We start from the raw sequence: 11,806 nt of genomic DNA on the forward strand, positions 1-11,806 counted from the left end.
GGTCAGTCTCCGAGGGCGGCCAACTGGTCGGCCTGGTATTCCGCCAGCAGCGGTTCGATGACGGCTTCCACGCTGCCGGCGAGCACGTCGTCCAGGGCGTAGAGGGTCAGGTTGATGCGGTGGTCGGTGACCCGGCCCTGGGGGTAGTTGTAGGTGCGGATGCGCTCGGAACGGTCCCCGGAGCCCACCAGCAGCCTGCGGGTCTCGGAGATTTCCTTGTGGGCGGCGGCTTCCTGCTGGTCGTTCAGCTTGGCCGCGAGCCAGGCCATGGCCTTGGCGCGGTTCTTGTGCTGGGAGCGCTCTTCCTGGCACTCGACCACGATCCCGCTGGGGATGTGGGTGATGCGCACGGCGGAGTCGGTCTTGTTCACGTGCTGGCCGCCGGCGCCGGAGGAGCGGTAGGTGTCGATGCGCAGGTCCGCCGGGTTGATCTCGATGGCGGCCTGTTCGTCCGGCTCGGGGAGCACGGCGACGGTGCAGGCGGAGGTGTGGATGCGGCCCTGGGACTCGGTCTCCGGCACGCGCTGCACGCGGTGGGCGCCGGATTCGAACTTGAGCTTGGCGTAGACGTTGTCGCCCTCGACCCGGGCGATCACCTCTTTATAGCCACCGTGCTCGCCCTCGTTCTCGGAGAGGATCTCCACCCGCCAGCCCTGGCGTTCGGCATAGCGCGAGTACATGCGGAACAGGTCGCCGGAGAAGATCGCCGCCTCGTCGCCGCCGGTGCCGGCGCGGATCTCGAGGAATACGTTGCGGCCGTCGTTCGGGTCCTTGGGCAGCAACATGCGCTGCAGGCGTGCCTCCAGCCCCACCAGTTGCTCGCGGGCCTGGGCGACTTCCTCTTCGGCCATCTCGCGCAGGTCTGGGTCGCTGTCCTTGAGCAGCGCCTGGGCGCCTTCGAGGTCGTCCTGCACCTTGCGGAACTCGCGGAAGGCGAGGATGACCGGCTCGACCTCGGCGTACTCCTTGGAGTAGGCGCGGAAGCGGGTCTGGTCGCTGATGACCTCGGCATCGCCGAGCAATGCGGTGAGCTCCTCGTAACGATCCTGAAGGATGTCGAGCTTCTTGAGCAGTGACGCTTTCATTGAGGGTGCTTGTCCGGGCCCTCGTCGAGGGCGAAGAGTTCCTGGGCCACGGCCAGCGCATCGAAGCGGCCATCGGCGGAGAGTTTCTTCAGCTGCACGCTGGGGGCATGCAGCAGCTTGTTGGTGAGGCCACGGGCCAGCTGGGCGAGGACATCCTCCGGGGCGGCGCCGTTGACCAGCATGCGCTGGGCCTTGGCCAGTTCCTCGTCGCGCAGCCGCTCGGCCTGCTGGCGGTAGGCGCGCAGAACGTCCACCGCGGCCAGCTCGCGCAGGCGCTGCATGAACTCGTCGACACCGCCGCTGACCAGTTCCTCGGCGGCCTGGGCAGCGCCCTGGCGGCTCTTGAGGTTCTCCTCGACCACGTCGTGGAGGTCATCGACGGTGTAGAGGTAGACGTCGTCCAGCTCGCCCACTTCGGGCTCGATGTCGCGGGGGACGGCAATGTCGACCATGAAGATCGGCTTGTGCTTGCGCTGCTTCAGCGCGCGCTCCACGGCGCCCTTGCCGAGAATCGGCAACTGGCTGGCGGTGGAGCTGATGACGATGTCGCTGTTGACCAGCTCGTCCGGGATGTCGGCCAGCAGCACCGCGTGGGCCCCGAACTGTTCGGCCAGCAGGCTGGCGCGCTCCAGAGTGCGGTTGGCGACGACGATGCGCTTGACGCCCTGCTCGTGCAGGTGGCGGGCGACCAGGGTGATGGTCTCGCCGGCACCGATCAGCAGCGCCTGGCTGCGGCTCAGGCTGGAGAAGATCTGCCGGGCCAGGCTGACGGCGGCGAAGGCCACGGAGACGGGGTTCTCGCCGATGGCGGTGTCGGTGCGCACGGTCTTGGCAGTGCTGAAGGTGGCCTGGAACAGGCGCCCCAGCAGCGGCCCGACGGTGCCGGCCTCACGCGCCACGGCGTAGGCGGATTTCATCTGCCCGAGGATCTGCGGCTCGCCCAGCACCATGGAGTCCAGGCCCGAGGCCACGCGCATCATGTGGCGCACGGCGGCGGCGTCATGGTGCACGTAGGCGCAGGCGCGCAGCTCTTCGAGGCTGAGGTTGTGGTAGCCGGCCAGCCAGGTCAGCACCTCGTCGGCGCAGATCTCGTCCTGCTCCAGGTAGAGCTCGCTGCGGTTGCAGGTGGAGAGGATCGCCGCCTCGCGACTGGGAGTGAGGCTGCACAGCTGCTGCAGGGCCTCGACCAGCTGCTCGGGAGTAAAAGCCACGCGCTCGCGCACATCCACGGAGGCGGTTTTGTGGTTGATACCGAGGGCTAGAAAGGCCATGCAGGGTCGCTAACGGATACGGAAGGCGCGCAATTGTCCTACTTCGATTCAGTGAGAACAACCACCGCTTGCCATTGTCACAGGCCTGTATACGCGCCATGCAATCTATAGGGCCCGGCCCCATGGGCTTGCCTGGCGGCTTGTGTCATGATGCTCCGACCGCAGGTTAGTCGCCCTTTCCCCCTTATGAATAAATCCCTCGCGTTGCTGACCGCCTTCCTGTTCCTTGGCGGATGCCAGACCCTGGCCCCTTCATCCCCGGACGGCACCCCGCCGGTGGAAGACAGTGCCCAGGCACCCGAAGCCAAACCCCAGGTCTATGCGTCCTTCAGCCGCGACACGCTGTTCGCCCTGCTCACCGCCGAGCTGGCCGGGCAGCGCAACCGCTTCGACATCGCCCTCGGCAACTACGTCCAGCAGGCCAACGCCACCCAGGACCCCGCCGTCGCCGAACGCGCCTTCCGCATCGCCGAGTACCTGGGCGCCGACCAGGCCGCGCTGGACACCGCGCTGATCTGGGCCACCAACGCCCCCGAAAACCTCGATGCCCAGCGCGCCGCCGCCATCCAGCTGGCCCGTGGCGGTCGCTACGACGAATCCATGACCTACATGGAGAAGGTGCTGCAGAAGCAGGGCGACACCCATTTCGACTTCCTCGCCCTCTCCGCCGCCGAGACCGACCCGGACACCCGCGCCGGCCTGCTGCAGAGCTTCGACCGCCTGCTGGCCAAGTACCCGGACAACAGCCAGCTGGTGTTCGGCAAGGCCGTGCTGCTGCAACAGGACGGCCGCACCGAGGACGCCCTGGCCCTGCTGGAAGACCTGCCCTCCAGTGACAAACAGATCCCGCCGATCCTCCTGCGTGCGCGCCTGCTGCAGAGCCTGGACCGCACCGACGACGCGCTCCCGCTGCTGGAACGCGCCATCAAGCAGCATCCGGACGACAAGCGCCTGCGCCTGACCTACGCCCGCCTGCTGGTGGAGGCTGGTCGGCTGGACGAAGCCAAGTCCGAGTTCGCCGGGCTGGTGCAGCGTTTCCCCGATGACGACGACCTGCGCTTCTCCCTCGCCCTGGTGTGCATGGAGGGCGAAGCCTGGGACGAAGCCCAGGTCTACCTGCAGGAACTGGTGGAACGCGGCAGCCACGTGGACTCCGCCCACTTCAACCTCGGCCAGGTCTATGAGAAGCGCAACGACCTCGAAAGCGCGCTGATCGAATACGGCCTGGTGGGCGCCGGCAACGACTACCTGCCCGCTCAACTGCGCTACACCGAGCTGCTGCTGGACGCCAAGCGCGGCGACGAAGCCGCCAGCCACCTGGCCAAGGCCCGCGAGGCACAGCCCGACTACGCCATCCAGCTGTACCTGATCGAGGCGGAGAACTTCGCCGAGCGCCAGCAGATCGACCACGCCTGGGCCACCATCGCCCAGGGCCTGAAGCAGTTCCCGGGCGATCTCAACCTGCTCTACACCCGCGCCATGCTGGCCGAGAAACGCGGCGACCTGGCCCAGCTGGAGCGCGACCTGCGCTTCATCATCGAGCGCGAGCCCGAGAACGCCATGGCGCTGAACGCGCTGGGCTACACCCTGGCCGACCGCACCACCCGCTACGAGGAAGCCCGCGCCCTGGTGGAACAGGCGCACCAGCTCAAGCCGGATGATCCGGCCATCCTCGACAGCCTCGGCTGGATCAACTTCCGTCTGGGTAAGCTGGACGAAGCCGAGAGTCTGCTGCGCCAGGCCCTGGAAGCCTTCCCCGACCATGAAGTGGCCGCCCACCTGGGCGAAGTGCTGTGGGCCAACGGCAAGCAGAGCGAAGCCCGCAAGGTGTGGGCCGAAGCCCTGAAGAACCAGCCCGACAGCCCCATCCTGCGCAGCACCCTGAAGCGCCTGACCGGTTCCGAGACCCTCTGATCCATGCGTCTACGTCATCTACTGGCCGCAGGGGCGCTGCTCCTGCTCACCGGCTGCGCCGGCCTCACCTCCCGCGAATCGGTTGAAGGCAAGGGCGACACCACCCTCTGGAAAGCCCACAAGCAGCAGGTCGCCGCCCTCGATGGCTGGCAGATCGCCGGCAAGGTCGGCATCCGCGCACCGAAGGATTCCGGCAGCGGCACCCTGTTCTGGTTGCAACGCCGCGACTACTACGACATCCGCCTCTCCGGCCCGCTGGGCCGTGGCGCCGCCCGTCTCACCGGCCACCCCGGCGCCATCGTGCTGGAAGTGGCCAACCAGGGCCGCTACGAAGCCGAATCCCCCGAAGCCCTGCTGGAAGAACAGCTCGGCTGGCGCCTGCCCGTCTCCCACCTGCAATGGTGGGTGCGCGGCCTGCCCGCCCCTGACAGCCGCAGCCGCCTGACCCTCGACAGCGACAGCCACCTCTCCCGCCTGGAGCAGGACGGCTGGGAGGTGAACTACCTCAGCTACGTCGAGCAGAACGGCTTCACCCTGCCCGAGCGCATCAAGCTCAAGGGCGCCGACCTCGACGTCACCCTGGTGATCAAGGACTGGCAGCCGCGCCAGCTCGGCCAGTGAGTTCCGCCATGCAAGACGCCCAGCTGATCCTGCCGGCGCCGGCCAAGCTCAACCTCATGCTGCACATCCTCGGGCGCCGTCCCGACGGCTACCACGAGCTGCAGACGCTGTTCCAGTTCCTCGACCACGGGGACGAACTGGGCTTCTCGCTCCGCGAGGATGGCGAAATCCACCTGCGCACCGAGGTGCCCGGCGTCCCCCATGACAGCAACCTGATCGTCCGCGCCGCACGCAGCCTGCAGCAGGCGTCCGGCACCCGCCTGGGCGCCGACATCTGGCTCGACAAGCGCCTGCCCATGGGCGGCGGCATCGGCGGCGGCAGTTCCGACGCCGCCACCACTCTCCTCGGCCTCGATCACCTCTGGCGCACGCACCTCGGTGAAGAGCGCCTGGCCGAGCTGGGGCTGGCACTGGGTGCCGACGTACCGGTGTTCGTACGCGGTCGCGCGGCCTTCGCCGAAGGCGTCGGCGAGCGCCTGCAACCGGTCACCCTGGAGGAGCCGTGGTTCCTCGTCGCCGTACCGCAAGTCTTTGTCAGCACAGCAGAAGTTTTCACCGATCCCGAGTTGACACGGAATTCGGCGCCCATTAATCTTCGCAGCCTTCTTGAGGGGGGCAGTCGTAACGACTGTCAGCCAGTGGTCGAGAAGCGTTACCCCGAAGTTCGTAACGCACTGATGTGGTTGAACAAATTCACATCGGCCCGACTGACCGGCACCGGAGCTTGTGTGTTTGGGAGCTTCCCAAACCGGGACGATGCTGATAAAGTCGCCCGCCAACTTCCGGCCACTCTGCCAAGTTTCGTCGCCAAGGGCAGCAACATCTCGATGCTGCATCGACGCCTCGAAAGCCTGGCTTGAAAGAAGTGTGCAAGTCCTCCGGTTATACCGATACAGGGGCGTCGCCAAGCGGTAAGGCAGCAGGTTTTGATCCTGCCATGCGTTGGTTCGAATCCAGCCGCCCCTGCCATAACCCTTCCCAGGGTCCTCGGTAAAACAGGTCTTGCAACGGTAGTTAAACGATATAGGGGCGTCGCCAAGCGGTAAGGCAGCAGGTTTTGATCCTGCCATGCGTTGGTTCGAATCCAGCCGCCCCTGCCATACACGAAGAAGCTGTTCAAAAGCCTCGGCGTTTGAACAGCTTTTTAATTCATCAGGTCCACCCTCAGCCGGCAGGTACTGCGCGTGTCCAAGATGATGGTCTTCACGGGGAACGCCAACCCCGATCTGGCGCGTCGCGTCGTACGTCAACTGCATATCCCCCTCGGTGATGCCTCTGTAGGCAAGTTCTCCGACGGCGAAATCAGCGCGGAAATCAACGAAAATGTCCGCGGTAAGGACGTCTTCCTGATCCAGCCCACGTGCGCGCCCACCAACGACAACCTGATGGAGCTGGTGGTGATGGCTGACGCCTTCCGCCGCTCCTCGGCGTCCCGTATCACCGCTGTGATCCCCTACTTCGGCTATGCCCGCCAGGACCGCCGCCCGCGTTCCGCTCGCGTGGCGATCAGCGCCAAGGTCGTGGCCGACATGCTCACAGTGGTCGGCATCGACCGCGTGCTGACCGTCGACCTGCATGCCGACCAGATCCAGGGTTTCTTCGATATCCCCGTGGACAACATCTACGGCTCCCCCGTCCTGGTGGATGACATCGAAGACCAGCGTTTCGACAACCTCATGATCGTCTCCCCGGACATCGGTGGCGTGGTACGTGCCCGTGCCGTCGCCAAGTCCCTGGGCGTCGATCTGGCGATCATCGACAAGCGTCGTCCCAAGGCCAACCAGTCCGAGGTCATGCACATCATCGGTGATGTGGATGGCCGGACCTGCGTCCTGGTCGACGACATGGTCGACACCGCCGGCACCCTCGGCCACGCCGCCAAGGCCCTGAAGGACCACGGCGCTGCCAAGGTCTACGCCTACTGCACCCACCCGGTGCTGTCCGGTCGTGCCATCGAGAACATTGAAAACTCCGTGCTGGACGAGCTGGTGGTGACCAACACCATCCCGCTGTCTGCCGCGGCACAGGCCTGCTCCCGTATCCGTCAACTGGATATCGCGCCGGTCGTGGCTGAAGCGGTCCGCCGCATCAGCAATGAGGAATCGATCAGCGCGATGTTCCGCTAAGGAACGCGCCTGACGAAAACGCCCCGCTCCGGCGGGGCTTTTTTGCCTAACCGCCCAAGATGCTGGTCGCAAGCACTCGGGGCGGTTTGGCTATTTTGGAGAACTGCAATGACTGAATTCGCCCTGAACGCTTCCGTACGTTCCGACCTGGGGAAAGGTGCGAGCCGCCGCCTGCGTCGTAACGAAGCCCAAGTTCCCGCCGTTGTCTACGGTGGCGACAAGGCTCCGCAATCCATCGGTCTGCTGGCCAAAGAACTGGCCAAGCTGCTGGAAAACGAGGCTGCCTTCAGCCACGTGATCGCCCTGAACGTTGCCGGTGCCACCGAGACCGTTCTGATCAAGGCCCTGCAGCGTCACCCGTCCAAAGGCTTCGTCGTACACGCTGACTTCCAGCGCGTCGTTGCCGGCCAGAAGCTGACCGCTCACGTACCGCTGCACTTCCTGAACGAAGCCACTGCTGTTGGCGTGAAGACTGGTGGTGGCGAGATCTCCCACACCATCTCCGAAGTCGAAGTTTCCTGCCTGCCGAAAGACCTGCCGGAATTCATCGAAGTCGACCTGGCCAAGGTCGAAGTGGGTCAGACCGTTCACCTGTCCGACCTCAAGCTGCCGAAAGGCGTCGAGCTGGTGGCCCTGGCCCACGGCAACGACCTGGCAGTTGCCAACATCCACGCTGCTCGCGTAGCGAAGGAAGAAGGCTCCGCCGAGTAATTCGCGCAGCCTGAAAAGGAAGGGCCCCTGTCGTGACCGCCGTACAACTGATCGTCGGCCTGGGAAATCCAGGCCCCGAATACGACCAGACCCGGCATAACGCAGGGGCCCTTTTCGTTGAGCGCGTGGCAGACAGCCAGCGCGTCAACCTGTCTCTCGACAAGAAGTATTTCGGCCTCGTTGGCAAATTCAGCCACCAGGGCCGCGACGTTCGTCTGCTCATCCCCACCACCTACATGAACCGCAGCGGCCAGTCCGTGGCGGCGCTCGCCGGTTTCTTCCGCATCCCGGTCGACGCGATCCTGGTGGCCCACGACGAACTCGACATGCCCCCCGGCGTCGCCAAGCTCAAGCAGGGCGGTGGCCATGGCGGGCACAACGGGTTGCGCGACATCATCGCCCAGCTCGGCAACCAGAACGGCTTCCATCGCCTGCGCCTCGGCATCGGCCATCCCGGGCACGCCAGCCTGGTATCCGGCTACGTCCTCGGCCGCGCACCGCGCAGCGAGCAGGAACTGCTCGACACCAGCATCGACTTCGCCCTCGGCGTGCTGCCCGACATCCTCGCGGGGGACTTCACCCGCGCGATGCAGAAACTGCACAGCCAGAAGGCCTGATCCACACCTCTTAATCGCCCCATTGGCGCGAGGGACATAGCATGGGATTCAATTGCGGCATCGTCGGCCTGCCCAACGTCGGCAAGTCCACCCTGTTCAACGCCCTGACCAAATCCGGCATCGCGGCGGAAAACTTCCCCTTCTGCACCATCGAGCCGAACAGCGGCATCGTTCCCATGCCCGACGCACGCCTGGAAGCCCTGGCCGAGATCGTCAAGCCGGAGCGGGTCCTGCCCACCACCATGGAGTTCGTCGACATCGCCGGCCTGGTCGCCGGTGCCTCCAAGGGTGAAGGCCTGGGCAACAAGTTCCTCGCCAACATCCGCGAGACCGACGCCATCGCCCACGTCGTGCGCTGCTTCGAGGACGACAACGTCATCCACGTCTCCAACAGCGTCGACCCCAAGCGCGACATCGAGATCATCGACCTCGAACTGATCTTTGCCGACCTCGACAGCTGCGAGAAGCAACTGCAGAAAGTGGTCCGCAACGCCAAGGGCGGCGACAAGGACGCCATCGCCCAGAAGGCCCTGCTGGAACAGCTGATCGCCCACTTCACCGAAGGCAAGCCCGCGCGCAGCCTGATGAAGAACATGGACGACGAGCAGAAGCGCGTGATCCGCGGCTTCCACCTGCTCACCAGCAAGCCGGTGATGTACATCGCCAACGTCGCCGAGGACGGCTTCGAGAACAACCCGCACCTGGACGTGGTCAAGGCCATCGCCGCCGAAGAAGGCGCCGTGGTCGTACCGGTGTGCAACAAGATCGAAGCCGAGATCGCCGAGCTGGACGACGACGAAGAGAAACTCATGTTCCTCGAGTCCATGGGCATGGAAGAGCCGGGCCTGAACCGCGTGATCCGCGCCGGTTACAACCTGCTCAACCTGCAGACCTACTTCACCGCTGGCGTGAAGGAAGTCCGCGCCTGGACCGTGCGCATCGGCGCCACCGCCCCGCAGGCCGCTGCCGTGATCCACACCGACTTCGAGAAAGGCTTCATCCGTGCCGAAGTGGTCGCCTATGACGACTTCATCCAGTACAAGGGCGAAGCCGGCGCCAAGGAAGCCGGCAAATGGCGCCTGGAAGGCAAGGAATACATCGTCAAGGACGGCGACGTGATGCACTTCCGCTTCAACGTCTAAGCCCTCCCCGCTTCACCCGAAGCCCCCTGCGGACCTGCTCCGCCGGGGGCTTCGTGCTTCAGGCCGCCTCGCCCCGCTGCTCGAACACCTCCCGCGCCACCGCCAGGCCGTTCAGCGCGGCCGGGAAGCCGGCGTAGACGGCCATTTGCATGATCGTCTCTACGATCTCCGTGCAGCTGGCGCCGACGTTCAGCGCGCCGTGCACGTGGACCTTCAGTTGCGGGGCGGCGTTGCCCAGGGCGGTCAGCGCCGCCACCACGGCGATCTCCCGGCTCTTCAGGTCCAGCCCCGGGCGGGAATAGATGTCGCCGAAGGGGAACTCCACCAGGTAGCGCGCAAAGTCCGGGGCGATGCCCGCCAGGCTCTCCACCACCCGCTCACCGGCCTCGCCGTCGATTTCCTTCAGTTTCGCCAGCCCACGCTGGTAGCGGCTCTCGTCATTCATCTGCGTTGCCCTTCTCGGTTGATGGCTCCAGCCCCAGGGCCTGCTCGCACGCGCGGTAATGCTCGATCTTCGCGTGCAGCGCATCGGCGGCCTGGCGCATCGCCTCGATCTCGGCCAGGACCTCCGCAAGGTGGCCCTCCAGCATCTGGCGACGCGCCGGCACCGTCGGGTCCCCGGCGCTCCTCAGCGCTGCGAACGCCTGCATCTTGCCGATGGGCATGCGGGTCGTGCGCAAGCGCAGCAGGAACTCGATCCAGGCCATGTCCGCAGCCGCGTAGCGCCGCTGCCCACCCGGCGCCCGGCCCACCGGGGCGATGAGCCCGATGCGCTCGTAATAACGCAGGGTGTGAGCCGTGAGCCCGGTGCGCCGGGCGACTTCGTCGATGCTGAGATGAGGTTCCATGGGGCGATCCTAGAAGTTCGAGCACGCTCTAAGTCAACCCTTTGGCGGTGCCACGTCAAGCGCTGCCCTCAGCGCCTTCGAAAACGCAGGGGCAGGCCCTGGCAATCCTCCCCGAAACGCCCCTGGTGCCAGCCCAGTTGGCCCGACACCAGCGTGGTGCGCACCGCGTGGCGGAAGGTGCGGCCCTGGAACGGCGTCCAGCCGCATTGCGCGTGGATCGGGTCCGCCTCCACCGGCCGGGGCTCGGCCAGGCGCTCCACCAGCACCAGGTCCGCCCAGTAGCCCTCGCGCAGGTAGCCGCGCCGCTCGATGGCGAAGCGCTCCGCCACCGCGTGGCTGGTCTTGTGCACCACCAGCGTAAGCGGCAGCAGCCCGTCGGCCACCAGCTCCAGCAGCGCCGGCAGGCTGTGCTGCACCAGCGGCAAACCGGCGGGCGCCTGGGCGTAGGGCCGGGCCTTCTCCTCCCGGGTGTGGGGCGCGTGGTCGCTGCCGATCACGTCCAGCCGCCCGTCCAGCAAGGCCCGGCGCAGGGCATCGCGGTCGGAAGGCGCCTTGATCGCCGGGTTGCACTTGATCAGGTGGCCCAGGCGCGGGTAGTCGCGGTCATCGAACAGCAGGTGGTGCACGCACACCTCGGCGGTGATGCGCTTGCCCGGCAGCGGCCCGGGGATGAACAGCTCCAGCTCCCGCGCCGTGGTGATGTGCAGCACATGCAGGTCGGTGTCGAAGCGACGGGCCAGCGCCACCGCCCGGCTGGAGGAGCGGTAGCAGGCCTCCGCATCGCGGATCAGCGGGTGCGCGTCGGCCGGGATGGCATCGCCGTAGCCGGCCGCCCATTGCGCCTCGCGCTCGCGGATGCGCGGCGTGTCTTCGCAGTGGGCCAGCAGCAGCGTCGGGCAATCGCGGAACAACCGCTCCAGGGAGGCTTCATCGTCCACCAGCAGGTTGCCGGTGGAGGCGCCCATGAACACCTTCACCCCCGCCACCCGCTCCGGGTCGAGCCGGGCAACGGTGTCGAGGTTGTCCCGGCTCACACCGAAGTGAAAGCCGTAGTTCACCGAGGAACAGGCCGCCGCGCGGCGCTCCTTCGCCGCCAGCGCCTCCAGGTCCAGGGTCGGCGGCTGGGTGTTGGGCATGTCCATCACGCTGGTCACGCCCCCGGCCAGCGCCGCACGGGACTCGCTGAGGAAGGTGCCCTTGTGGGGCGCGCCCGGGTCACGGAAGTGCACCTGGTCATCGATCATCCCCGGCAGCAGGTACTGGCCGTTGGCGTCGATCACCCGCACGTCCGGGCGGGCGCTGATGCTGCGGTCGATGCGTTCGATACGGCCGTTGTGCACCAGCAGGTCGGCCTCCCACTCGCAGCCTTCATTGACCAGGCGGGCATTGCGGATCAGCAGGTTGTGCATGGCTGGAACTCGTTCTGCAGGGCCTGGTAACCGGGCCCCAGGTCGATGGGGACAAGGGCCAC

The 11,806-nt window shown here is 66.3% G+C and carries 12 protein-coding genes and 2 tRNA genes; 9 read left to right on the forward strand and 5 right to left on the reverse strand.

Going from position 1 to position 11,806, the window contains the following annotated elements; translation table 11 throughout:
* Nucleotides 1–2: 2 nt before the first annotated feature.
* Nucleotides 3–1,085 carry a peptide chain release factor 1 gene (gene prfA / locus RTK35_RS25110; RefSeq protein WP_316909266.1) on the reverse strand — a complete coding sequence of 361 codons (1,083 nt, stop codon included), beginning with the start codon at nucleotides 1,083–1,085 and terminating at the stop codon, nucleotides 3–5.
* Nucleotides 1,082–2,356 carry a glutamyl-tRNA reductase gene (gene hemA / locus RTK35_RS25115; RefSeq protein WP_044404469.1) on the reverse strand — a complete coding sequence of 425 codons (1,275 nt, stop codon included), beginning with the start codon at nucleotides 2,354–2,356 and terminating at the stop codon, nucleotides 1,082–1,084. Before hemA ends, prfA begins: the two co-directional genes overlap by 4 nt.
* A 186-nt stretch (nucleotides 2,357–2,542) precedes the next feature.
* On the opposite strand from hemA, the gene RTK35_RS25120 reads away from it, so the two are divergent.
* The 9 genes from RTK35_RS25120 to ychF all read left to right on the forward strand — a co-directional run bounded on the left by RTK35_RS25120 (nucleotide 2,543) and on the right by ychF (nucleotide 9,487).
* Nucleotides 2,543–4,270, forward strand: coding sequence for a tetratricopeptide repeat protein (locus tag RTK35_RS25120; RefSeq protein WP_074973502.1), 1,728 nt, complete (start codon nucleotides 2,543–2,545; stop codon nucleotides 4,268–4,270).
* Between the two features lie 3 nt (nucleotides 4,271–4,273).
* Nucleotides 4,274–4,891: a lipoprotein insertase outer membrane protein LolB gene (gene lolB, locus RTK35_RS25125; RefSeq protein WP_316909267.1), complete on the forward strand. Its 618-nt coding sequence runs from the start codon at nucleotides 4,274–4,276 to the stop codon at nucleotides 4,889–4,891.
* Nucleotides 4,892–4,899: 8 nt separating this feature from the next.
* Complete coding sequence (ispE, locus tag RTK35_RS25130) at nucleotides 4,900–5,751, forward strand: 4-(cytidine 5'-diphospho)-2-C-methyl-D-erythritol kinase (RefSeq protein ID WP_182850995.1); 852 nt, start codon at nucleotides 4,900–4,902, stop codon at nucleotides 5,749–5,751.
* Nucleotides 5,752–5,785: 34 nt separating this feature from the next.
* A tRNA-Gln gene (locus RTK35_RS25135) sits at nucleotides 5,786–5,860 on the forward strand.
* A gap of 56 nt (nucleotides 5,861–5,916) precedes the next feature.
* A tRNA-Gln gene (locus RTK35_RS25140) sits at nucleotides 5,917–5,991 on the forward strand.
* Between the two features lie 84 nt (nucleotides 5,992–6,075).
* Entirely contained in the window at nucleotides 6,076–7,017 is a 942-nt protein-coding gene (locus tag RTK35_RS25145) for a ribose-phosphate pyrophosphokinase (RefSeq protein WP_044404458.1), read from the forward strand.
* A 108-nt stretch (nucleotides 7,018–7,125) separates the two neighbouring features.
* On the forward strand, nucleotides 7,126–7,728 hold the full coding sequence (locus tag RTK35_RS25150; RefSeq protein ID WP_044404455.1) for a 50S ribosomal protein L25/general stress protein Ctc: 603 nt from the start codon (nucleotides 7,126–7,128) through the stop codon (nucleotides 7,726–7,728).
* Between the two features lie 32 nt (nucleotides 7,729–7,760).
* Nucleotides 7,761–8,345, forward strand: a complete 585-nt coding sequence (gene pth, locus RTK35_RS25155) for an aminoacyl-tRNA hydrolase (protein WP_044404452.1) — start codon at nucleotides 7,761–7,763, stop codon at nucleotides 8,343–8,345.
* A gap of 41 nt (nucleotides 8,346–8,386) precedes the next feature.
* Complete coding sequence (gene ychF, locus RTK35_RS25160) at nucleotides 8,387–9,487, forward strand: redox-regulated ATPase YchF (protein ID WP_044404449.1); 1,101 nt, start codon at nucleotides 8,387–8,389, stop codon at nucleotides 9,485–9,487.
* A gap of 58 nt (nucleotides 9,488–9,545) precedes the next feature.
* On the opposite strand, the gene RTK35_RS25165 is transcribed toward ychF, so the two are convergent.
* The 3 genes from RTK35_RS25165 to RTK35_RS25175 all read right to left on the reverse strand — a co-directional run bounded on the left by RTK35_RS25165 (nucleotide 9,546) and on the right by RTK35_RS25175 (nucleotide 11,744).
* A complete protein-coding gene (locus RTK35_RS25165; protein ID WP_316909268.1) occupies nucleotides 9,546–9,932 on the reverse strand; it encodes a carboxymuconolactone decarboxylase family protein in 387 nt (128 codons plus the stop codon).
* A complete protein-coding gene (locus RTK35_RS25170; protein WP_316909269.1) occupies nucleotides 9,925–10,335 on the reverse strand; it encodes a MerR family transcriptional regulator in 411 nt (136 codons plus the stop codon). The genes RTK35_RS25165 and RTK35_RS25170 overlap by 8 nt, the downstream gene beginning before the upstream one ends.
* Before the next feature lie 68 nt (nucleotides 10,336–10,403).
* Nucleotides 10,404–11,744, reverse strand: coding sequence for a dihydroorotase (locus RTK35_RS25175; RefSeq protein ID WP_316909270.1), 1,341 nt, complete (start codon nucleotides 11,742–11,744; stop codon nucleotides 10,404–10,406).
* Nucleotides 11,745–11,806 lie beyond the last annotated feature (62 nt).

This window comes from Pseudomonas sp. zfem003 (genome assembly GCF_032621675.1).
Classification (GTDB): domain Bacteria; phylum Pseudomonadota; class Gammaproteobacteria; order Pseudomonadales; family Pseudomonadaceae; genus Metapseudomonas; species Metapseudomonas otitidis.

Excerpts from the sequence above, each read along its gene's own strand:
- RTK35_RS25120 (WP_074973502.1), top strand. The coding sequence starts at position 2,543 with ATGAATAAATCCCTCGCGTTGCTGACCGCCTTCCTGTTCCTTGGCGGA.
- prfA (WP_316909266.1), bottom strand. The coding sequence starts at position 1,085 with ATGAAAGCGTCACTGCTCAAGAAGCTCGACATCCTTCAGGATCGTTAC.
- RTK35_RS25170 (WP_316909269.1), bottom strand. The coding sequence starts at position 10,335 with ATGGAACCTCATCTCAGCATCGACGAAGTCGCCCGGCGCACCGGGCTC.
- RTK35_RS25165 (WP_316909268.1), bottom strand. The coding sequence starts at position 9,932 with ATGAATGACGAGAGCCGCTACCAGCGTGGGCTGGCGAAACTGAAGGAA.
- hemA (WP_044404469.1), bottom strand. The coding sequence starts at position 2,356 with ATGGCCTTTCTAGCCCTCGGTATCAACCACAAAACCGCCTCCGTGGAT.
- ispE (WP_182850995.1), top strand. The coding sequence starts at position 4,900 with ATGCAAGACGCCCAGCTGATCCTGCCGGCGCCGGCCAAGCTCAACCTC.
- lolB (WP_316909267.1), top strand. The coding sequence starts at position 4,274 with ATGCGTCTACGTCATCTACTGGCCGCAGGGGCGCTGCTCCTGCTCACC.
- RTK35_RS25175 (WP_316909270.1), bottom strand. The coding sequence starts at position 11,744 with ATGCACAACCTGCTGATCCGCAATGCCCGCCTGGTCAATGAAGGCTGC.
- RTK35_RS25150 (WP_044404455.1), top strand. The coding sequence starts at position 7,126 with ATGACTGAATTCGCCCTGAACGCTTCCGTACGTTCCGACCTGGGGAAA.
- ychF (WP_044404449.1), top strand. The coding sequence starts at position 8,387 with ATGGGATTCAATTGCGGCATCGTCGGCCTGCCCAACGTCGGCAAGTCC.